Here is a 21,910-nt window from a genome sequence, read left to right on the forward strand (position 1 = left end):
GGAGCGAAGGAAGAGAAAGCGAAGAGGGTCGAGAGGGCTGCCGAGGAGTCCGCGTATCCCCCGCCGCTGCCCCCACCGACGCGGATTCAGCGTCTCGACACGGAGCGAGAGCGGAGTGACCGCCGCATCGTGCGCATCCCGTTCGTCGCCGCCCTCGGCTGGGCCGCGGCGCTGGCGGCAGCTCTTCTCGGCATCGTGGAGCAGCGCACGGTGCGCCGGCTCGAGAGCGAAACGGTGGCGCTGCGCCAACAGCAGGCCCGTCTCGAAGACCATCTCGCCGAGGAGCAGCGCTGGGCGGCGACGATGTCCTCGCCCGCGGCGCGCACCGCCATCCTCGCCGCCACGACGCAGGATCGCGCTGGCCTCTCCGGCTGGGCGCTCTACGATCCCTCGGCGCAACGTGCGGTCGTCGTCCTGGAGAACCTGCAGCTCGAGCCCGGGCACGACTTCCAGCTCTGGGCCATCGGCCCGCACGGGCCGCGCAGCCTCGGTGTCATCCAGGTGGAAACGGGTGGGCGCGCCTTCATGCGACTGACGCGAGTCGTCGTGCCGGCGGATATCTCGGCCTTCGCGGTTTCCTACGAAGCCAAGGGCGGCTCGCCCAATCCCACCGCACCGGCTGGACCCGTGGTCATGGCAGGGACTCTGTGAGCTCGGGTTCTCGGGCGCAGGCCTGTCCCCTCTGCACCGGTCGAGGCGTCGCACCGCTCTTCGAGATCGGCGCGACGAAGGTCGTCCGCTGTTGCGGCTGCGGCCTCCAGTTCGCTTCGACGTACCCCGACATCGAACAGACCGGCAGCGAGATGTACGGCACCGATTATTTCGCCAGCGCGCAGCGGGAGGCCGAATCCCGCCGCCGCATCTTCTCCCTGTTGCTCGACGAAGTGGAGGCCATCCTCGCGCCGGCCGCACATCGCGCTGCAGGCGTGGAATCCGTGTCGGCGTCGCCGTCGGACGGGCAGCGGGACACCGCGCCCCCACGCGCCCCCCGCCGCTTTCTCGACGTCGGCGCCGGGGAGGGCACGCTTTTGCAAGTCGCGGGCGCGCGAGGCTGGCAGGCGGAAGGGATCGATGTGGCCGGGGAGATGGTGCGCCACGGGCGCGAAAGACTCGGACTCCAGGTGCAGCATGCCACGCTCGAGCAGGCGAAGCTCGATCTCGGCGCCTTCGATTGCATCGTGCTCAACCACGTCCTCGAGCACGTGCGCGACCCGGTGGCGGCATTGCGCCGCGTCGCCGGGCTGCTCCGTCCAGGTGGTGTCGTGCGTGTCGAGGTTCCCAACCTCGCCAGCCTCTCCTCGCATCTCAAGAACCTGCAGAGCCGTCTCGGTCTCAAGCGCCAGCCGTGGAAGCACTACTCGGTGGAGCACCACTTCTGGTTCTTCACCCCGGCGACGTTGCGGAAGACCTTCGCCGGCGCCGGGTTGGAGATCGCGCGGCTCTCGACGCCAGCGCGGCAGTGGGACACGCCCACACCGTCGCGGCGCCTGTCGAACCGCGTGCATCAGAGGCTGGGCTGGGGGAAGCACATCGTCGCCTACGGCCGCCGCCTCGCGGCGCTGGCGCTCTTGGCGCTCACGTTGGGTGCGACCGCGGCGAGCTCGGCCAGCGCGCTAGGCGCAGCGAACGACGCCTCTCCTCCTGCCGAAACGCAAACCGGAACCAAGGCACCGTATGTCGTGGTACTCGGCATCGCCCAGGACGGCGGGGTGCCGCAAGCAGGGAGCCTCGATCACCCGGGCTGGAACGATCCGGCAGCGCGCCACAAAGTCGTCTGCCTCGGCCTCATCGATCCCGCCTCCTCGCAGCGCTGGATGTTCGAAGCGACCCCCGACTTCCCGGCGCAGCTGCACGCCCTCGACACCCTCGCCCCCACGGCGGCGCGCCCCGGCCTGGACGGGATCTTCCTCACCCACGCCCACGTGGGTCACTACGCCGGCCTGATCCATCTGGGGCACGAGGTGATGGGAGCGCGCGGGGTGCCCGTGTACGCCATGCCGCGGCTGCTCGAATTCCTGCGCACCAACGGCCCTTGGGAGATGCTCGTCCGCCGCAGCAACATCGAGTTGCGAGGCTTGCAGGACAGTGTCGCGATAACACTGAACGCACGCCTCCGGGTCGTCCCCTTCCGCGTGCCGCACCGGCAGGAGTATTCCGAGGTCGTGGGCTTCCGCATCCTGGGGCCCGAGCGTTCTGTCCTCTTCCTCCCCGACATCGACCACTGGGAGGAACTGGACGCCATGGGTGTCCGCATCGAGGACCTGATCCGACAAGTGGACGCAGCGTACTTGGATGCCACCTTCTACGCCGACGGCGAGATCCCCGGCCGCGACATGACCGGCTTCCCACACCCCTTCATCACCCGCAGCATGGAGCGCTTCGCCACGCTTCCCGCGGCGGAGCGCGCCAAGATCCACTTCATCCACTTGAACCACACCAACCCGGCGCTGGACCCACACAGCGAGGCGCGCCAGTTCATCACCACCCGCGGTTACCGGGTCGCGGCCGAAATGGAGCGGATCGACCTCTGACGTGTTCACCGACAGCTTCACGGGAGAAGACGACGGTGGCGATTCGACATGGTCGCTCGATTGGATGGCCGCGCGACGCTAGTGGCATCGAAGCCGCGGGCGCCCCGCCAGGAAAAGCCAAGGGAAGGGGCAGCAGGAACGAGCGCTGCTCCAGAAGGCGGAGGGTGGCGTGCCTCGGCGCCGCCATCGTGTCGACCGCCCCGCTTCCGGTCGCGGCGCAGTCGGGCTGGCGGGTCGCCTGGGGACTGACAGTCCCCTACAACCTACCCATGCCGCTCCGGATCGACCAGGGCGGGGAGTCGGAGCTCGACATCACCGCCCGCTACGCTGCGAAGCCGTTCGATCGGCCGATCACCTGGGAATTCCGTCTGGGGCGCTGGCGCCAGGGTGAGGCCTGGGAGCTGGATCTCGTGCATCACAAGATCTACCTGGACAACGGCCCCCCGGAGGTCGAGAAGTTCAGCATCTCGCATGGATTCAATCTGCTGACGCTGCAGCGGGCGTGGCGTCGAGAGCGCGTCGAGTGGCGCGTGGGCACCGGCCTCGTGCTCGCGCACCCCGAGAGCACCGTTCGCGGCCGGATGCTCGCGGAAACGGGCGGGCCTCTGGGGGGCGGGTATTACGTCGCCGGACCCACGGCCTCGATCGCCGCGGCGCGACCCATCGCGGTCACTCACGGGGCTTGCCTCGTTCTCGAGAGCAAGCTCGCGATCTCGTACGCGTCGGTTCCCGTCGCCGGTGGGCGCGCCCACGTCTACAACGTCTTCGTGCAGCTCGCGGTCCTGCTCGGCTACGGTGCAGTCGGGGCGACGGAGTGAGGTGGGCTAGGGTCTTCACCTCCGACTCAGCCACCCCGAAAAGAGCGAAGGCGCGCTCGAGGCGCGCCTTCGACTCTCGACAGCGGTGATTTCACCCCAGCGGCTGGGATTCGCAGCTGAGATTCACAGCTAGGATTCCCGGCTGGGAGCAGCGGCTGGGATTCCTACTCCTTGGCGCTGGTTTCCTTCTCCGCCTTGGCCTTGGCCCAGTCGCCCGCCTGCACGAAGGAGATCTTGGTGCCGTCGATGAATTTGCGCATCGCGGCGTGGATCTGCTCGTTGGTGAGCGCCCCCACCTTCTTCTCCAGACCTTCGTCCCAGGTGAGAGTGCGTCCCTGGAACTCGCGGTTGGCCAGCGTCCGCGCCAGCTCCCGGTCGTTGGAGCGGGAGACATTGCGACCCTGCAGCCAACCTTGCTTGGCCTCGGCGATCTCCTCCTTGGTGAAGCCGCTCTCCAGGACCTTGGCGATCTCTTCCTGATAGGCGGTGACGAGCTTCTCGGAGTTCTGCGGCGCGTAGATCGCAAAGGAACCGAACGAGCCGTCCTGATCGAACGCGCTGGCTTGGAAGAAAGAGCCGACGCCGTAAGACAACCCGTCCTTCTGGCGCAAGCGCATCGACAAGCGGGAGTTGAGGAAGCCGCCGCCGGTCATGAAGTTGCCGAGCACCATCGCCGGATACTCCGGATCGTCGTCGCGCATCTTGAGGCGCAGCCCGGCGGCAAAGACGGCGCTCTCCTTGTCCGGAGCTTCCACCGTCTGGCGGATCACCGGTCGATCCTGATACGTCGTGACCATCCGCTTGAAGGGCTTGCTGCTCTTCCAGCCGCCGAAGAGCTGCTGCACCAGGGTCTTCACTTCCTGGGCGTCGAAGTCCCCGGCGAGGGAGATCTCCGCGGCGCCGGCGCCGTAGAAGTCCTGCCAGAAAGCCTTCACCTCGTCCACCTTCGCCGCCTTCACCCACTCGATATCCTCATCCGGGCTCGAGGTGTAGCGCGGATCCGTGGCCGGATAGGGATTGAGGTGCTTCTGCAGCGTGGTGAACGCCTTCTGCTGCGGATCGCTCTTCTGGTCCTCCAGACCCGCCAGGGTCTCCTGGCGCAGGAGATCGAGTTCCGCGGGCGGGAAAGACGGCTCGCGCAGGACCTCGGCAGCGAGCTGGAGGGCGCCCGCGAGGTTCTGCCGCGTCGTCTCGATGTTGGCCCCCACCTGCGTGGCGCCGCCGAAGACGTTGAGCTGCGTCTTCAAGCGGTCGGCCTCGTCCTGGATCTGCTCGCGGGTCTTCTTCTTCGTGCCGCGCATGAGCATGCTGGCGGCGAGGTCGGCAGCGGTGCCACGGCCTTGCAGACTCGCTTCGTCGCCGAGGTGGAAGGTCATGGCGACGTTGACGGTGGAGCCGCGCGTCTTCTTCGGCACCATCACGAGCTTGATCCCCGGCTCCAGGGTGGCGCGCACCACGTGCGACTCCACGGCCGCCGGCGCCGGATCGAATGCCTCGCCCATGGCCATGGCCTCGCGGCCCTTGTAGCCCTGTACCAGGGCCGCCACGTCCGGCGTCTCGGGAACCTGCGCCCGGGCCGGAGTCTTCGTCGGCATGTACAGACCCACGGTGCGATTCTCGGGCTTCAAGTAGGCCTGGGCTACACGCAAAACGTCCTCGGGCTTCACGGTCTCGAGACGGTCGCGATGCATGAACAAGAGCCGCCAATCGCCCATGCCGGCCCACTCGGAGAGCTCGACCGCCGCCCGCTCCGAGTTCCGCATCGTCGTCTCCCAATCCTTGAGACGGCTGTCGCGGGCGCGCTTCACTTCCTCTTCCGTGGGCGCCTTGGAGGCGGCTTCCTCGGTGACACGCACCAGGATGTCCCGCGCCTCGTCGAGGGAGTTCTCGGTGCGTACCTCGGCGCCCAGCACGATGGCGCCGGGATCGCGGAACTGCCAGGCGAAGCCGAACACCGAGGCAGCCTTTTTGGGCTCCACCAGGGCCTTGTAGAGGCGGCCCGAGGGCGTGTCGCCGAGAATGAAGGAGAGGACATCGACGGCGGCGAAGTCGGGATGCGACCCCGCCGGGGTGTGGTACTGGGCCCCCACCATCTGCACGTCACCGACGCGCCGCAGCGTGACCTCACGCTCGCCGTCCTGTGCCGGCTCCATGGTCCAAGTGCTGGGCAGCTTGCGCGTCGGGCGCGGGATCTTGCCGAAGGTGGCGTTGACGCGCTCGAGGGTGCGCGCCTGGTCGAACTTACCCGCCACCACCAGGATGGCGTTGTCCGGCTGATACCACATGCGATAGAAAGCCTGCAGGTTCTCGATGGGCACGCGCTCGATGTCTTCCTTCGAGCCGATGGTGGACTTGCCGTAGTTGTGCCACAGGTACGCGGTCGACATCATGCGCTCGATGAGGACGTTCTGCGGCGAGTTCTCTCCCACCTCGAACTCGTTGCGCACGACGCTGAACTCCGAGGCCAGATCCTTCTGAGCGATGAAGGAGTTCACCATCCGGTCCGATTCCAGGTCGAGAGCCCAGTCGAGGTTCTCCTCGGTGGCGGCGAAGGTCTCGAAGTAATTGGTCCGGTCGTACCAGGTGCTGCCGTTGGGGCGGCAGCCGTGGGCGGTGAGCTCCTGCGGGATGTTGGTGTGCTTCGGTGTGCCCTTGAACACCATGTGCTCCAGGAGGTGCGCCATGCCCGTCTCGCCGTAGCCCTCGTGCCGCGACCCCACCAGGTAGGTGACGTTCACCGTGCAGGTTTGCTTGGAGGGATCAGTGAAGAGCAGCACGTGGAGACCGTTGGTCAGTTGGTACTCCGTGATGCCTTCCACCGAGCTGAGCTGGGTGATCCCGGCCGGGGGTTTCGGGGGCGCCTGGGCGGCGACGAAGGGCACCAGCGTCGCCGTGGACCCTAGCGCCAGGGTCAGGAGCAGGAGGGAAAGACGACATCCTCGATTCATGGGGGCACCTCTCTCAAGCGTAGCGTCGCATGGGTCGGTTCCAGGAGTGGGGCCGACGGTCGATGGGTTGGGCTGCGACCGCAGGTTACGCCGGGTTCGGGTCCAGCGTCAACGAGCCGCAGGCAAGCGCCGGCCACGCTTCCGCGCTTCCTAGGTGTCTGTTACGCTCCGACGGGACTTTCCGTTGCGCTCGTTCAGGACCAGCCGGCACATGGGTTGGGATCCATGACCTTGTTCGACCCGCTGCCCCCGCCTCAGGGGCCCGAGTCCAGCGCCAAAGCACCCGGGCCGCTCGCCGACCGCATGCGCCCCCGCACCCTGGACGAGTTCCTCGGCCAGGAGCACCTGCTGGCGCCGGGGAAGCCGCTCCGCACCCAGATCGAGGGCGACGAGCTCGGCTCCATGATCCTCTGGGGGCCGCCAGGCTGCGGCAAGACCACCCTGGCGATGATCATCGCTCGCACGACACGCGCTGGGTTCGTCGCCTTCAGCGCCGTGCTCGCCGGCATCAAGGAGATCAAGGCAGTGATGGCCGATGCGGAGCGCGGGCGGCGGCATGGACGCCGCACCATCGTCTTCGTCGACGAAGTGCATCGGTTCAACAAGGCGCAGCAGGACGCCTTCCTGCCGCACGTGGAGCGCGGCAACATCATCTTCATCGGCGCCACGACGGAGAACCCTTCGTTCGAGGTGATCGCGCCCCTGCTTTCCCGGGCCCGGGTGTACGTCCTGCATGGGCTCAGCGTCGAGCAGGTGGTCACTCTGCTCCGCCGCGCCCTCGCCGATCCAGAGCGCGGCCTCGGACGCCAACAGGTCTCCATCGCGGAGGAGCTGCTCGAGCGCATCGCGGTTTTCACCAATTGCGATGCCCGGGCCGCTTGCAATGCCCTCGAGGCCGCCGTTCTCGGCACCCGACCCGACGCCGAGGGCCGCCGCGTCGTGACCGGCGAGATCCTGCAGGACGTGCTGCAGCACAAGATCCTGCTCTACGACAAGAGCGGCGAGGAGCACTTCAATCTGATTTCGGCCCTGCACAAGTCAGTGCGCAACTCCGACCCCGACGCCGCCCTCTACTGGCTGGCGCGCATGCTCGAGTCCGGCGACGACCCGCTTTACGTCGCCCGCCGCCTGGTGCGGATGGCGAGCGAGGACATCGGTCTCGCCGACCCGCAGGCCTTGGCCGTGGCGGTCGCCGCCAAGGACGCCGTCGACTTCGTCGGCCTACCCGAAGGCAACCTGGCGCTCGCCCAGGCCGCCGTGTACTTGTCGCTGGCTCCCAAGTCCAATGCGCTCACCACCGCTTACGGAGCGGCGCAGGAGGATCTGAAGACGACGGCGGCCGAACCGGTGCCCTTGCACCTGCGCAATCCGGTCACCGGTCTCATGCGCCACCTGGGTTACGGCAAGGGCTACCAATACGCCCACGACCACGAAGACAAGCTGACCGACATGTCCTGCCTTCCGGAGAGCCTCGGCGGCCGCACCTACTACCAACCGACGGAGGAAGGCTACGAGCAGCGGCTGCGCCAGCGCTTGGAGGAAATTCGCCGCATCCGGCCCCGAAAAGGCGGAACTTCGCCCGAACCTTGACCTCGCCGCTGGATCTCTGGACTCGAACTCCGATCCGGCCCCAGCCGCCTCCGTAAACTCCCGGTCACGGGTCACCAAGACTCCCGGTCACCGAACCCACGCGCGCTCGCCCAAGTCCGGCCCCAGGCCCCAGCGCGGGCAACCTTCGCAACGAGGCCCGCGTATCCACGCTTGGGAGAGCCGCCCCCGCCGCCGAATCGCTCCATCCAGGCGGGTTGCTACGATCAGGAGGGGACGCCATGTCGAGGTCCAGTCGTTTCCGCTCGTCCCTCGCCACGTTTGTAACCGTTTCCAGCCTCGCCAGCCTGTCCGCACCCGCCCGGGGCGAGACCCTGCTCCGCCTCGAGAAGTTCGAGCCCGGGGCGCTCCAGGTGCAGGGCATCGAACTCCGGCGCGCCGGGCAGATCGACATCGAAGCGGTCGGTGTCCGGCCGCGGTGGGAACACGAGTTGATCGCCTACGCCTGGATCCTCGACTCGCGCACCCGTGAGCCCGTGTGGGAGATGGAGACCGATGATTCGGAGCGCGTCTCGGGCCAGCGTTTGCTCCGGAAGGCCACGAAGACCCTCGACCTCCCTGCCGGCCGGTACGAGGTCTATGCCTGGGCTGCCGACGTCCATGGCGAGTACTGGCACTCGTACCGCGTCTTCGGCTTCAATTTCTCCGACGATGGCAACTGGGGCCGCGACTCGCGCCGAGTCGAAGAAGCCCTCGATGATTGCTACATGACTCTCGACTCGAAGACACTCACCAAGGCCGACGTGACCTCGTTCACACCCACCGGCGAACTCCCCGGGTCGCTCCTCCGCTTCGCCGGCCTCGAAAACGACTCCAGCGTGCGCTCCGCTTTCCGGCTCGACGCGGCGGCAGAGCTGGAGATCTACGCTTTCACCGAGCTCCCCAACGACTGGGAGCTCGGCGCCGACACCGGCTGGATCGAGAACATGGCCACCCACGAGCGCGTGTGGAAGATGGGGCACCGCAACACGCGCCCGGCGGGAGGCGCCGACAAGAACCGCGTTTTCCGCGACAGCGTCCGTCTCGACAAAGGCGACTACGTTCTCGTCTACGGCACCGACGACAGCCACGCCTATCCGGAGTGGAACGCCCGCCCGCCGTTGGATCCGCTCAACTGGGGCGTCACGTTGCTCCCGGGGAAGAACTTTCCTGCCGGCGTCTTCCATCGTATCGAGGCTCCCACGCCCGGCGAGGCGCTCGTCGACCTCACCCGCGCCCGGGACGATGACGCCCTCGAGCAGGCCTTCCGCCTCACCCGCGAGTCCGAGCTGTGGATCCGCGGCGTCGGAGAGTACTCCGAAGGCGAAGACGAGTTCGCCGACTACGGCTGGATCCAGAAGGCTGGCAGCAGCGAGATCGTCTGGGAGATGACCTACGACAACACCAACCATGCCGGCGGCGCGGAGAAGAACCGGATGTTCGATGGCCGCGTGCGCCTGCCAGCGGGCGATTACGTGGCCTACTACTATACGGACGACTCCCACTCCTACAGGCGGTGGAATGCGAGCCCGCCTTTCGAGCGTGACGCGTGGGGGCTCGCGATCTTCCCTGGCGCAGGCTTCCGCAGCGCCGATTTCCAGAAACTCGACAGCGAGGCCCTGGCGCGGAACGTGAATGTCCTCGTCCGTATCGTGCAAGTCGGCGACGACGAACGCATGCGCGAGCGCTTCTCCCTGGAGAAAGCGACGAAGGTGCACATCTACGCGCTCGGAGAAGGCACCAATGGCGACATGGCCGACTACGGCATGATCGAGAACGCCAAGACCGGCGAGGTCGTCTGGGAGATGACCTGGCGGAACACGCGGCACGCCGGCGGCGCCCACAAGAATCGGGTCTTCGATGGCGAACTCACCCTGCAGCCAGGGACCTACGAGGTCTTCTACGAGACCGACGATTCCCACGCCTTCGGAAGCTGGAACGCGGCGAAGCCCAGAGATCCCAAGAACTGGGGCATCACCGTGTCGCAGGGCGACCACTGACGCAGTCGCGCCGCAGCTCGGCCTTGGACACGGCCTCTTCTGGACGCCAAGCGCGCACCGTCTTTCTGAGATTCGGCCGCACTCGAGGCGAACGCCTCCGCCGTCACCGCGACGGCGCAACCCGGCGCTCCTGAATCCGGTTGCCCGCCGACGCGGCGCCGCGTATCGTCACCCTCCGGTCCGGAAGACTGGATGCGGCGCGTGACGGCAGCCCAGCAAAGCCTCCCCGGCGGGGCGGTGTCGCTTCGCAACGAGGTGATCGTCGCCGCCGGCATCGGCGTCGTCGCGGCGCTCCTCCCCTTCCATCGCGGTCTCGGCTTCCCGTTCGCCCTCGACGATTACACCTTCCTCTACAAGGCAGCCGGGTTCGACCCGGCGCCGTTCGAAGTGCGGCGCTGGCTGACCGTCACCGGCTACTACACGCTGGCGCTCAGGCTCTTCGGCACCAACCTGCTGCCGTGGCATCTGGTTGCCTTCGCGCTGCACGCCGGCAACACCGCGTGGGTGCACGCTCTGGCGCGGCGCTTCGACGCCTCGCGCAACGCCGCCTGGATCGCCAGCGGGCTCTTCGCCTCGAGCCCGCTCGCCTTCACCGTGCTGTACTGGGTCGCCGGGATCCAGGAGCTCTCGAGCACCTTCTTCTTGCTCGCCTCCGTGTGGGCCGCCAGTCGCACCGGTGCGAAACGCTGGGTCGCGTTACCCCTCTTCGTCGCCGCTCTGCTCTGCAAGGAGTCGGTGATGGCGGCGCCGCTCGCCCTGCCCCTTCTCCTCGGCAAACCCGCCCGGCGCCTCGCGATCGCAGAGCTCGTGTGCAGCATCGGGCTTTTCCTGGCGTCGGGGTTGCACCATCGCCTGGACTCGGACGTGAAGCTGCCGTACGCCACCTCCTTCGGCGCGACGCTGTTCGTCAACCTGGCAACGCTTCTGATGTGGTTCGCGAGTCCGTGGAGAGCGTATCCCGACCGTTTGGCGGGACCGCAGACGTCGCTCGTCCTGCCCGCGGTCGCGCTCTTGGGGGCGATCTTCGTCGTCGTTCGGATGCGTCGATGGTCGACGAGACCGGTGCTTTGCGCCGGCGTCTGGTTCGTGGCGCTCGTCTTGCCAGTGCTGCCACTCAAGCAGCATACCTACGCGTATTACGCCTATGCGGCGCAGATCGGCTGGCTCGTGCTCGCCGGTGTCGCGCTCGAACTGGCAGCGCAACGATGGGGTCGCCGCGGTGCGCAGTGGGTGCTCGCCGCCGGCGCCACCGTGGTGGCGCTCTCCATCGTCTTCGCCGCGCGCAACGCGCGCACGCACGAAACGTTGATGCTGCAAGCGAACAGCGTGGTGCCGTACGATGCGGTGGTGCGTTATGGGCGTGCAGCCACAGCGCTCGTGGCCGCGGCGCGGAGCGCCAGGGCCGAGCAACCCACCCTCCAGCAGATCGCTTTCTTCGCCTTGCCCTCGGAGCTGGGCTCTGGGTCGTTGACACCGGGCAAGGTCGAACCCGGGATGGTCCGGGTTCGCAAGGTCCCGATCCGTGAAGTGCTGAGCGGTGGGAGGCTGATCCCACTGCACGTTCCTGGTCTCGTCGGCGTGTGGGTCGACAGCTTGTCGCCGAGCGTCGAGGGTCCGGAAACGGCGCTCTACTTCGCCTCCGGGTTCAACACCGTGACCCGCATCACGGACTTGGCGGAGGCGTACTACGTGCAAGCCCAGGGGCGTCTCGTGCTCGGCCCACGCAGCGCGGCGGTGCGCGATCTCGAGCGGGCGCTCACCTTCAACTACGACCACGCGCCGGCGCGCGTCCTCCTTGCCGGGTTGCGGCTCGAGGCGGGGCGGGAGAGTGAAGCCCGAGCGCTCCTCGACGGCATGCGTGCCGAGGAAGTGCCGGAGGAGATACAGCCGCTCCTGGCGGAACTCCGGAAGGTGCTGAAAGAGTAACCGCTCGCGAGCGGGCGCAATCACTCGGCCGCTAATCCTCCGACGATTCGGGTTCTGCCTGATGGCCGCCCCAGTCCACCTGGCACCTTCGGCAGTTCCCCGGGAAGCCCTACCCGTGCTAGACTTTCCGCTAGGTAGTTTGGAGATGACGATATCCGCCCCGCGGCCTACAAGGCGACCCGGGGCTCTGTCTTCGCCAGCGCACGAGTCGCCCTCCCTCCCCTTGGACTCGGCGTCTATGGCGCGGTCTGACGCGCTTTGCCTCTTGGGGAGGGAGTCATGAAGCTGCTTCCTGCCAGCTCCAGTGTGTTCCTTTCGACGCTTCTCCTGGCCTTCACCGCGGCCTCCGCTCGGCCTGCAGGTCCGCGCGAGGAGATCACCATCGACGATCCGGTGACCGACGTCGTTGGCGACGTGGAGGGAAGATTCGAAGCGCCGCGCAAGGCCCTCGCCGACACTATCTGGATCGCCAACTGGACTTTCGACGGCCCCGGCGGCTGCGATGGCACGGGCTGGGAAAAGGTCGACAACCGCATCATCCATGACGGCCAGATCCACTGGAGCGTGGAGGGCGGCTTCGGCGGCACCGGTGGCATCGTGGGGAATGCTGCCGTTCTCGGCTACACGGGGCTGAATTGCTGCGTCGAGCCCGACGGCTACGACAATAACTGGTACGAGGCGATCCGGCTGCAGTACGTGGGGGACGCCACCCTCTCCTTCCAGTACCTCCTCGATTCGGAGACCGGCTTCGACTTCCTGCAGGTGGAAACCGACTCTTCCTGCGCCTCCTTCGCCCGCGTCGACTACGCCGTCGCTCCGGCAAGCATGGCCACCAACTACCGCGACATCGTGTTCAACGACGACGGCTACGTCACGGCGGGAGCGGTCGCCGCTCTCGGCCTGACCAACTACGGCCCGGGGACGCATTGCGTCTACATCGCCTTCTTCTCCGATGGCGGGTTCTCGCCCTGCGACGGCGAATGGCCCTCGACGCTCGGCCGGGCTCTGGTCGTGGACACCGTGCAGCTCGTCGACGCCAATGGCACCACGACTCAGGACTTCGAGGGCACCGTCGATCCGGGGCTCTTCGTCGGCCTCCACGACAGCACGCCGTTCGGGCAGTGGGGGCGGCTGTACCGCCACATCACCGACAATGACGCCTGCACCGAGAACACCACCTGCGCCTGGTTGTGGACGGACTACACGACGCCGACCGTCGCCAACGACCCGAGCTTGGCCTTCGGCCCCAACGGCTATGTCGTCCGCAGCTGGCTGGACAACATCATCGTCTCCCCCTGGGTGGGCCTCGCCTCGACGCCGAGCGCTTCGGGGACTGTGCTCCGCTTCCGGCGCTTCCCGGGCAACTTCTTCGCCGGGAGCAACATCGTGCAGAGCTGGTCTGTCCGCGGCCGCAAGAATGTGGACGGGCAGAACTGCGTCTCCCTCTGGGGTCACGCCTCCTCGAGCAACTCGCTCAACCTCTTCGCGTGGATCACGATCACCGCCGACATGACCCCATTCTTCGACTCTGGATCGGAGGCGATCCAGATCCGACACCGGGTCGTGGACCGGCAGTGGATCGCTGGAAACAGTCCACCGAATCCATACCGCCCTGGTCCGGGACCGTACACCGACGACACGCGCATCGGCCGTACCGTTCTCACCGGGCCGGTCCTGACCGAGGGCATCGACGCCCGCTCGCAGGCCCAGGACTGCTTCCCCACCGAGATCCTGCCGGGAATCCCGCCGGGGGCGGGTGAGCACTACCGGCCGACGACCGACCGCTTCGGCACCTGCGCCTTCTCGCAAGGCGCCGACCTTGGGTTCGGTCTCTGGTCCAATCTCATCACCGGCGACTCGGTCACGGTGACCGTCCAGGATGGGCGCAACGCCGGTGGCGTCACCGCCGTCGAATGGTACGGGGCGATCGTCACCGGCCCACACGCGGGCAAAGCGCCCGCTCCCTACACGGTGGGTGCGAACGGCTTCTTCGCCGTCACCGCTGACAGTGCGCGCAACTTCTCCGGCGCCATCGTGCCGGGCGTTTTCTTCCTGGATCTCGACGACACCTATTTCCGCGGCGGCGATGTCCTCCAATACTTCTGGTTGGCGACGGATGCCATGGGTGGCATGAGCTCCGACCCCAGCGGCCTGGGTGCCCTCCCCGCCTCGGTCGATACGGCGGAGCAAGCCACCGGCGGTCTCCTCGAGGTGAGCTTCCTGCCGACCATCGACTGGGATCCCGCCTACCTGGCGCGTATTGCTACCGATGCCCACGGCGATCTGGCGCCGACGCCAGCGGAGCTCGCCGGTTCCTCCCAGAAGCATTGCATCCTCTACGTGAATCACCTCAACACGAGGCGCCGAAGCGGCGTTATCAACCGCACCACCTTCATGTACACCCTCGACCGCCTGGGGTACGAGTACGACGTCTACGACCACAGCGGCATGGGGAACACCAACAATCACCTGGGGGGCAGGGCCACGGTGCTGCAGGCCACGGGATACAGCCTCATCGTCTACGACGCAGGGGATGGAATGCCCGGCCGGCCCATCCTGCCCACCGGCATCAACAGGGGAAACGAGAAGATCGACCAGGACGGCTGGTTCCGCAGCTGGCTCGCGCAGGCGACGACGTCCGATGCAGGTGTCGCCACTCTCTGGGTGATCGGGAGCAACGCAGTCGAAGAGAAATCCGGATCCTCGAGCCTCCTGTACCCCATGATGGGGGCCACGCTCGTGCACACGTCCCAGCCCGCCGCGGTGAACCCAGCGGTCGAGGGCCAGACGGCCTTCACCTTCGATACCGGGTCAGGCGCAGCCGCCGTGGACTTCACCACCGGCGACCGCGCGCTCTTCATGCTAGCAACAGGCTGCGCGACGCCGCGTGGCTACGACGGCCTCGGGATCACCGGGACTGGCGTCCCGGTGTATCGATACAAGGCTGCCGGAGGGCCGCCCTCGGATGCGGCGTTGGTGATGAACTCGAACCCCGGCGCCCACTGGAACACCATCCTGCAGTCCCATCCGTGGTTCCACATTCATGACCCGAGCGGTAGTCCACCGACGGCCCCGGGGCCGGCGCGGGATCTCGCCGGCGCCATCCTGGCCGCCGTCGTGGGATGCTCACCCGGCACGCCTGTGGGAGTGCCCAGCGGTCCCATGATCGAAGCGCCTGCCCGGACCGCGTTGCTCCCGAACGTGCCCAACCCGTTCAATCCAACGACGGAGATCCGCTTCGATCTCGCCGTGAGGGGGCGTGTGAAGCTCAGGATCTACGACGTCGCCGGAGCTCTCGTGCGGGTTCTCGCGGATGCCGACATGGAGTCGGGCTTCGGGAAGCGGCTCCTCTGGAACGGCCTCGACGCGGCAGGCCGGCGCGTCTCGAGCGGCCTCTACTTCGCCCGCCTCGACGCCCCGGACCGCACCGAGACGCGCAAGATGCTGCTCTTGCAGTAGGATTCGTACGACTTCGGATCGTCAGTCCCGAGCGCTGCACAGGAGTCCCGTGACGCGGTAGATTCAATGGCCGTCGAGAACCATAGTGTCAAGGTGCTTCCGAGCTCTCCAGAATGGGGGTAAGGGCGGGCCAAATCGCCTGGTCCGTTTTTCGCGCCAACGCTCCTGAACAACCTCGGGGGAGAATCATGGGGCCGCGAATCTCCATCGTCGCCTTCTTCCTCTGGATCATTCTCCTCTACTCCGGCAACAGCCTCGCCCGGCCCACGGGTCCCGTCCCTGAGCTCGTCGCCGAAGAGCCGGAAACTGGTCTCGTCGGCGACGTGGACAGCACCTTCGGAGCACCGCAGAAGACCCTCGCCGACACTATCTGGATCGCCGACTGGAGCTTTGACACGGGAGGATTCTGCGACGACACGGGCTGGATGCATGTGGACAACCGCATCCTGAACGACGGCTCCATTCACTGGCACATGGAAAGCAGTTTCGACGGCACCGGCGGAATCGAAGGCATGGCGGCCGCAGTGGGACACCACGACAACGCTTGCTGCGTCGAGCCAGACGGTTATGCCAACGACTGGTACCAGGCGATCCGTATCCCCTATACGACGAGTGGCCAGCTCTCCTTCGACTATCTCGTCGATACAGAAGAAGAATACGACTTCCTGCAGGTAGAAACGGATTCGTTATGCGCCTCTTTCGCACGTGTCGACTATGATGTCTCGCCAAACACCGGCGCATCCTCGTTCCGCAGCATCCGATTCACCGCCGATGGAACAGTCCTGAATGGCTCTGTCACCAATCTGGCGCTCCCGGCGTACCCCGGAGGAGGCACGCACTGCGTCTACATCGCCTTCTTCTCGGATGTCGGCGCGTCGCCTTGCGACGGCCTGCAAGGAGTCACGATCGGCGAAGGTGCCGTCATCGATGACATCGTGATCGTCGACGCCTCCGGGACCCGCACCGAGGACTTCGAGGACGGCGACCTGGACATCGGCGCCTTCATGAACATCCAGGACAGCCTGCCCTTCGGAACCTGGGCACGACTGTATCCGGACATCAGCGACAACGACTTCTGCACGGAGAACAAGACCTGTGCCTGGCTCTGGTCCGACCACACGACACCAACTCTCTACAACGACATCAGCATGGCATTCGGCCCTAGAGGGTATGTGATCCGGAACTGGCTCGACGACATCATCGTCAGCCCCTGGGTGAATCTCACGAGCACGCGGGCGGCCACCAACACGGTGCTCCAGTTCCGCCGCTTCCCCGGAAACTGGTTCAGTAATAGCCGGATCGTGCAAAGTTGGGCCGTCCGCTCCAGGTCTCCCTCCCAGGAGCCGCAGTGTCCGTCGCTGTGGGAGCCCCGCTTCCGATGGAATTCCCTCTCGGCCTTCCACTGGCGGACGCTGACCTTCGACATGACCCCGTATTTCGATCCCGATGCTGAGGAGATCCAGATCCGCTACCGAACCTCTGACTGGCAGCTCATCGTCGGCGCCTTCCTGTTGCACGCTTTCCCCGGACCGGGACCTTATGTGGACAGAACGCGCATCGGACGCATCGCCCTCCCGGGGCCGATGATCAGTGAGGGCACCGACGCCAGGTCACAGGCGCAGGACTGTTTCCCCACCGAGGTGCATCCGGAGATCCCGCTCGCCGCCGGCGAACACCATCGGCCGTCCACGGACCGCTTTGGGACCTGTGCCTTCTCCCAAGGCGCGGATCTGGCACACCGGACGCCTCACCTGGTCACGGGAGACTCGGTGCACGTATCCGCCCACGACCTCCGCGGACTCGGTGTCATCGCGATCGAGATGCATGCGGCCATTGTCCGTGGCCCGCATGCTGGCAAAGCGCCGGCACCTTGGACCGCAGGGTCCAACGGTTTCTTCGTTGTCGCCGCGGACAGCTCACGCGATTCCAACGGTGCGTGGGTACAGGACCAGTACTTCGTCGATCTCGACGACACCTACTTCCGCGGTGGCGACACGATGCTCTACTTCTGGCTGGCCCGGGATTCCCAAGGGGGCGTCAACTCGGATCCCCAGGGGTTGAGCGCAGTCCCTGCCTCAGTGGAGCAGGCGGAAGCCGCTACGAGTGGTCTGTTCGAGGTCAGCTTCCTGCCGACGATCGATTGGGATCCGGGCTACCGAGCCCGGATCGCCGCCGATGCCCACGGCGATCTCGAGCCGACGACCTCGGAACTGGCGAACTCGTCGCAGGGCGACTGCATCCTCTACGTCAACCATGTCAACGCTCGCCGGCGAAGTGGCAGCATCAATCGCACCGCCTTCATGTATTCCTTGGACCGCCTCGGTTACCGAGACCATTACGACGTCTATGACCACACCGGAATGGGGAACACGAACAACCATCTCGGAGGCCGCGCCACGGTGCTGCAGACCCAGGGCTACAACCTCATCGTCTACGACGCCGGGAACAGAGCGCCCGGCACGCCGATCATGCCCGATGGCATCGACCTCGATTCGCAGAAGGTGGATCAGGCCGGCTGGTTCCGCGCCTGGCTGGCACAGTCACCCGCATCGGAAGCTGGTTTTGCGACGCTCTGGATCCTCGGGAGCAACCCCCTGAAGGAGCATCCAACGAACGCCCTGTATACCACCGACATGGGGGCGATGCTGAGCCGGTATGAACCGGCGTCGATTCTGAATCCGGAAGTGGATGGCGTCGCCTCGTTCACCTTCGACCACGGGCCGGATGCCACGACCGTGGACTTCGCGGCGGATCTCTGGGTCGCGCAGGGTGGGTGTCCCGACCCACGCGACTACGATGGGGTCGGCCCGGTGGCCGGCGCTGTGGTCACACACGCCTACCGCAGCCCGTCCACTGGTGCTCTCGGCAGCGCGGCGTTGGTCATGCGGCGGAACGACACCGCTGGTTGGAACACCATTTTTCAGTCCCATCCCTGGTTCGACGTCAGGGATCCGAACGGCTCTGCACCTCAGCCCCAGCCGCCGGAAATGCAGCTCATGGCTCGGATCCTAGCCGGGGTGCTACCACTTGCTTGCTTGGCGAGTCCCTTGCCTGTCGACAACGGCGACACCGCCAGTCTCGCCATTCCATCGGCGACGGTGTTGTACGCAAACGTGCCGAACCCGTTCAATCCGTCGACCGAGATCCGCTACGATCTGGCCCGGAGCGGCCGGGTGAAGCTCCGGATCTACGACGTCGCAGGAGCACTAGTGCGAACTCTTCTGGACGCGGACATGGAGTCGGGCTTCGGGAAGCGGCTCCTCTGGAACGGCCTCGACGCGGCAGGCCGGCGCGTCCCGAGCGGCCTCTACTTCGCCCGCCTCGACGCCCCGGCCCGCACCGAGACGCGAAAAATGCTCCTCCTAAGGTAGGGACAGTCGTGGGCAGGGATTCGCCCTCCCGCTTTCGTCTGTCGCCGGTGGTGTGGCCCTTAGGGGTCACCCCCGCCGGCCCCGGATGAGGCTCCAGTACGGACCCTCTGGTTATTCCGTCCTCGAACGCCGCCGGCGGAAAACGTCGAGAGGTCTGGCACGCACGGTCCGCGATCCGCCGATGGAGAACAGTGAGAGGTCGGGCGCCCCGATCCGGCAGCCGTCGCCGGCGGAAAACGTCGAGAGGGTTCGCGAACCGCCGATGGAGAACAGTGAGCGCTCGGTTCAGGCTCTGCGGCCGGAGGTTCGTGCACCCAAAGGGTGCACTGCCCCGTGATCGTGCACTCGTTTTGTGCACCCGGCCCCCCAGGAACGACACCACGGCCTGCATTCGCCATTTCTACAGGAAGACTCGTGATAGGAAGATTCGTGCCGGGCAGAAGGGATTCGTGCCGGATAGAAGGATTCGTACCGGACAAGAAGCTTCTTGCCTGAAAGAGGGCTCGCGTCGTTGGAAGATTGCGGGGCTGCCCGTGCCGGCGACCGAGAAGGTGTGAACGCTGTTGACGAACTGTGTCGCCGGCGTGGTCAGCGCGGTAGACAGCGGTCATCGAACCTGCGGCGCCAGGCTGGCCGAGCCTGGCTGCACTCCGTGGGGGCGGCTACTTTCCCCGCGGCGGGTGTGTTCACGACTTGACTCCTCACCGTCACGTCCCGACAATGCCGCGCCATGGACTTCCTCGGGCGCATCGCACTCGCCTTGACGCGCTGGAGCGAGCGCTGGGTTCCGTCCTCCTTCGTCATCGCGATCCTGCTCACCTTCCTCGTCTTCGTTCTCGCCATCGCCCTCACCTCGGCGACCGCGCTGCAGTGCGTGACCTTCTGGGGCGATGGCTTCTGGGAGCTCCTCTCCTTCGCCATGCAGATGACCCTGATCATGGTGTCGGGGTACGTGGTGGCGGCGTCCCCGCCCGTCGATCGTGCCCTCACGCGCCTCGCCCGACTGCCACGCGGCCCACGCTCCTGCGTCATGCTCATGGCGTTCCTCTCCATGGCACTCGGGATGCTGCACTGGGGGCTCTCCATCGTGGTCTCCGCGCTCATGGTGCGCCGCTTCGCCCGCCACGAGCCGCGCGTCGACTACCGGCTCCTGGTCACCGCCGGCTACCTCGGCATGGGCCTCACCTGGCACGCCGGGCTCTCCGCCTCCGCGCCGCTCCTCGTCGCCACGCCGGGCCATTTCCTGGAGAGACAGATGGGCATCGTCCCTCTCGGCCAGACCATCTTCTCGCCCTTCAACTTGATTCTCGCCTTCATCGTCCTCGGAGTGTTCACCCTCCTGATCCCTCTCCTTCACCCGCGTCCCGGACGAGCGCTCACCGTCGACCCAGCGCTCCTCGTGGAGGAGACGCCACGAGACGGAGACGCCTTCACCGGCCACATCTCCACGAGCGCGTCTGGGCCCACCGCCGCCAGTGCGTCCGGGCCCGCGCCCACCGGCTTCGCCACCTGGATCGACCACTGGCCCGCCCTCGGCTGGCTCGTGGGCGCGACCGGGTTCGTGTGGCTCGTCCAGTACTTCCATGGCCACGGATGGACGGCAGTGACGCTCAACGTGGTGAACTTCACTTATCTTATGCTCGGGGTGGCATTGCACGGGCGCGCCTCGCGCCTCGTCGCGAGCGCCGAGGAGGGGATGAAGCTCGCCGGCGGCGTGGTGCTCCAGTTCCCCTTCTATGCCGGCATCTACGGCATCATCCGAGGCAGCGGCCTTACCGAGGTCATCGGGCGGGCTTTCGCCGAGGCCGCCACGGCGCGTACCTATCCGCTCTTCGTCTATTGGTATTCGGGTCTGGTGAACTACTTCGTGCCGAGCGGCGGCAGCAAGTGGGCGATCGAGGCGCCTTACATTCTCGCCGCGGGCGACCTGCTCCAGGTGGCCAAGCCCAAGATCGTCCTCGCCTACGCCTGGGGCGACATGCTGACCGACGTCATCCAGCCGTTCTGGGCTCTCCCGCTCCTCAAGGCGGCCCGCCTCGATTTCCGGCACATCCTCGGCTACGCGATGCTCGTCTTCATCCTCTACGCGCTGCTCGTCTCCCTGGCCTTCTGGCTCGCTTGAGCCTGCACCTTCTCCGCTACGAGCAATTTCTCGAGCGCCCCGCTCCGTCGGCATCGAGGGAAGCGGCAGAGTCATTTCCTCACGATGACGCTGCCGGAGGCGGTTTTCAGCCAGACTTCGGGGCCGCCGGTGCCGCGCTGCACCACCTTCTCTTCGTAAACGTGGTGGTCCTCGTAGGTGCGCTCCGAGGTGAACTTGAACGGGCAGACGATGTCGCCGCGATCCTCGCGCTTGACCAATGTGAGGGTGAAGTTCGCGCCGTAGTCCGCCACCTTGAGGCTGACGTCGCCGGACGCCGATGAGGCGGAGAGCTCCTCGGCGGGAAGCTTGTCGAGCCGCACGCGGACGTCACCGGAGGCGGAGCTGAATTCGCCCCTGCCCTCGATCTGGCAGTTCTCGACCACGACATCACCGCTCGCCGTGCTCAATTCCATCTCGCCCTTGCAGCCGACGACCTCGATGCTGCCCGACGCAGTGGAGATGTCGCAGCCTTCACCGAGGTCCACGTCGGTAAACTCGAAGTCCCCGCTGGCTGTGGTGAGGTCGCAGTTGCTGCCCAGGGTCACGCGCTTGAAGGTGAAATCTCCGCTCGCCGTGCTCAGGTCCGAGCTGTTTCCCAGCTGCACGTCGGTGCAAATGATGTCTCCACTCGCGGTGTCGAGGTCGATGCGAGCGGCGATGCCTTCGACATCGAGGTCGCCCGAAGCGGTGTCCATAGCCAAGCGCAGGTCGGCTGCCCCCTTCGGCACGAGGACGGTCCACTCCACGCTGCCGGAGGAGCTCCCGCCATGCCAGCGCTCGTCGATCCGGAGGCTGGTGCCGCTCTGCTCGACCCGCGGCTCGAAGGCATCCGAAGGGACCACGTGCGCCACCAGCTTGACCTCGACCTGCTTCCCCGTGGCTGGACGCACGACCACGTCCCCGGACACGCCCTTTATCTCGATCCGCTCTACGCCGGTGAAGGACCATTCCTCAGGACTCGCCCACGCCGGGCCCCCACCTCTGGCCACCAGCAAGAGGCCCAGAACGCCGGCGCACGCTCCCACTCTGTGCTTGTAACTCATTGGATGGCCTCCGTTTGCACATTCCGGACGAGCCCGAAGTCACGGGCGACGGACCCCACGATCTACGGTCCCTTGGACGAGCAC

The 21,910-nt window shown here is 66.5% G+C and carries 11 protein-coding genes; 9 read left to right on the forward strand and 2 right to left on the reverse strand.

Translation table 11 applies throughout. The features are described from left to right. From VFE28_09425 to VFE28_09435, 3 genes are all read left to right on the forward strand, one after another. Window positions 1-651: anti-sigma factor (locus VFE28_09425; GenBank protein HZM16210.1), on the forward strand; the 651-nt coding region annotated here is incomplete at its 5' end. Continuing rightward, window positions 648-2,531 carry a methyltransferase domain-containing protein gene (locus VFE28_09430; protein HZM16211.1) on the forward strand — a complete coding sequence of 628 codons (1,884 nt, stop codon included), beginning with the start codon at window positions 648-650 and terminating at the stop codon, window positions 2,529-2,531. The genes VFE28_09425 and VFE28_09430, both read left to right, overlap by 4 nt. Before the next feature lie 164 nt (window positions 2,532-2,695). Then, window positions 2,696-3,349, forward strand: coding sequence for a hypothetical protein (locus VFE28_09435; GenBank protein ID HZM16212.1), 654 nt, complete (start codon window positions 2,696-2,698; stop codon window positions 3,347-3,349). 164 nt (window positions 3,350-3,513) lie between these two features. Here VFE28_09435 and VFE28_09440 read toward each other — a convergent pair whose 3' ends face one another. Beyond that, window positions 3,514-6,297, reverse strand: a complete 2,784-nt coding sequence (locus tag VFE28_09440) for a pitrilysin family protein (protein HZM16213.1) — start codon at window positions 6,295-6,297, stop codon at window positions 3,514-3,516. 303 nt (window positions 6,298-6,600) lie between these two features. On the opposite strand from VFE28_09440, the gene VFE28_09445 reads away from it, so the two are divergent. The 6 genes from VFE28_09445 to VFE28_09470 all read left to right on the forward strand — a co-directional run bounded on the left by VFE28_09445 (window position 6,601) and on the right by VFE28_09470 (window position 20,762). Then, on the forward strand, window positions 6,601-7,887 hold the full coding sequence (locus VFE28_09445) for a replication-associated recombination protein A (protein ID HZM16214.1): 1,287 nt from the start codon (window positions 6,601-6,603) through the stop codon (window positions 7,885-7,887). Window positions 7,888-8,126: 239 nt separating this feature from the next. Beyond that, window positions 8,127-9,884, forward strand: coding sequence for a hypothetical protein (locus VFE28_09450; protein ID HZM16215.1), 1,758 nt, complete (start codon window positions 8,127-8,129; stop codon window positions 9,882-9,884). A gap of 192 nt (window positions 9,885-10,076) precedes the next feature. Continuing rightward, entirely contained in the window at window positions 10,077-11,810 is a 1,734-nt protein-coding gene (locus tag VFE28_09455) for a tetratricopeptide repeat protein (GenBank protein HZM16216.1), read from the forward strand. A 279-nt stretch (window positions 11,811-12,089) separates the two neighbouring features. After that, window positions 12,090-15,269: a T9SS type A sorting domain-containing protein gene (locus VFE28_09460; GenBank protein ID HZM16217.1), complete on the forward strand. Its 3,180-nt coding sequence runs from the start codon at window positions 12,090-12,092 to the stop codon at window positions 15,267-15,269. 188 nt (window positions 15,270-15,457) lie between these two features. Next, complete coding sequence (locus VFE28_09465; protein HZM16218.1) at window positions 15,458-18,640, forward strand: hypothetical protein; 3,183 nt, start codon at window positions 15,458-15,460, stop codon at window positions 18,638-18,640. A gap of 730 nt (window positions 18,641-19,370) precedes the next feature. Then, window positions 19,371-20,762, forward strand: a complete 1,392-nt coding sequence (locus tag VFE28_09470) for a TIGR00366 family protein (protein ID HZM16219.1) — start codon at window positions 19,371-19,373, stop codon at window positions 20,760-20,762. A gap of 71 nt (window positions 20,763-20,833) precedes the next feature. On the opposite strand, the gene VFE28_09475 is transcribed toward VFE28_09470, so the two are convergent. Beyond that, entirely contained in the window at window positions 20,834-21,826 is a 993-nt protein-coding gene (locus VFE28_09475; protein HZM16220.1) for a DUF4097 family beta strand repeat-containing protein, read from the reverse strand. Between the last annotated feature and the right edge of the window lie 84 nt (window positions 21,827-21,910).

This window comes from Candidatus Krumholzibacteriia bacterium, assembly GCA_035649275.1.
Taxonomy (GTDB): Bacteria; Krumholzibacteriota; Krumholzibacteriia.

Excerpts from the sequence above, each read along its gene's own strand:
- VFE28_09440 (HZM16213.1), bottom strand. The coding sequence starts at position 6,297 with ATGAATCGAGGATGTCGTCTTTCCCTCCTGCTCCTGACCCTGGCGCTA.
- VFE28_09445 (HZM16214.1), top strand. The coding sequence starts at position 6,601 with ATGCGCCCCCGCACCCTGGACGAGTTCCTCGGCCAGGAGCACCTGCTG.
- VFE28_09450 (HZM16215.1), top strand. The coding sequence starts at position 8,127 with ATGTCGAGGTCCAGTCGTTTCCGCTCGTCCCTCGCCACGTTTGTAACC.
- VFE28_09455 (HZM16216.1), top strand. The coding sequence starts at position 10,077 with ATGCGGCGCGTGACGGCAGCCCAGCAAAGCCTCCCCGGCGGGGCGGTG.
- VFE28_09460 (HZM16217.1), top strand. The coding sequence starts at position 12,090 with ATGAAGCTGCTTCCTGCCAGCTCCAGTGTGTTCCTTTCGACGCTTCTC.
- VFE28_09465 (HZM16218.1), top strand. The coding sequence starts at position 15,458 with ATGGGGCCGCGAATCTCCATCGTCGCCTTCTTCCTCTGGATCATTCTC.
- VFE28_09470 (HZM16219.1), top strand. The coding sequence starts at position 19,371 with ATGGACTTCCTCGGGCGCATCGCACTCGCCTTGACGCGCTGGAGCGAG.
- VFE28_09475 (HZM16220.1), bottom strand. The coding sequence starts at position 21,826 with ATGAGTTACAAGCACAGAGTGGGAGCGTGCGCCGGCGTTCTGGGCCTC.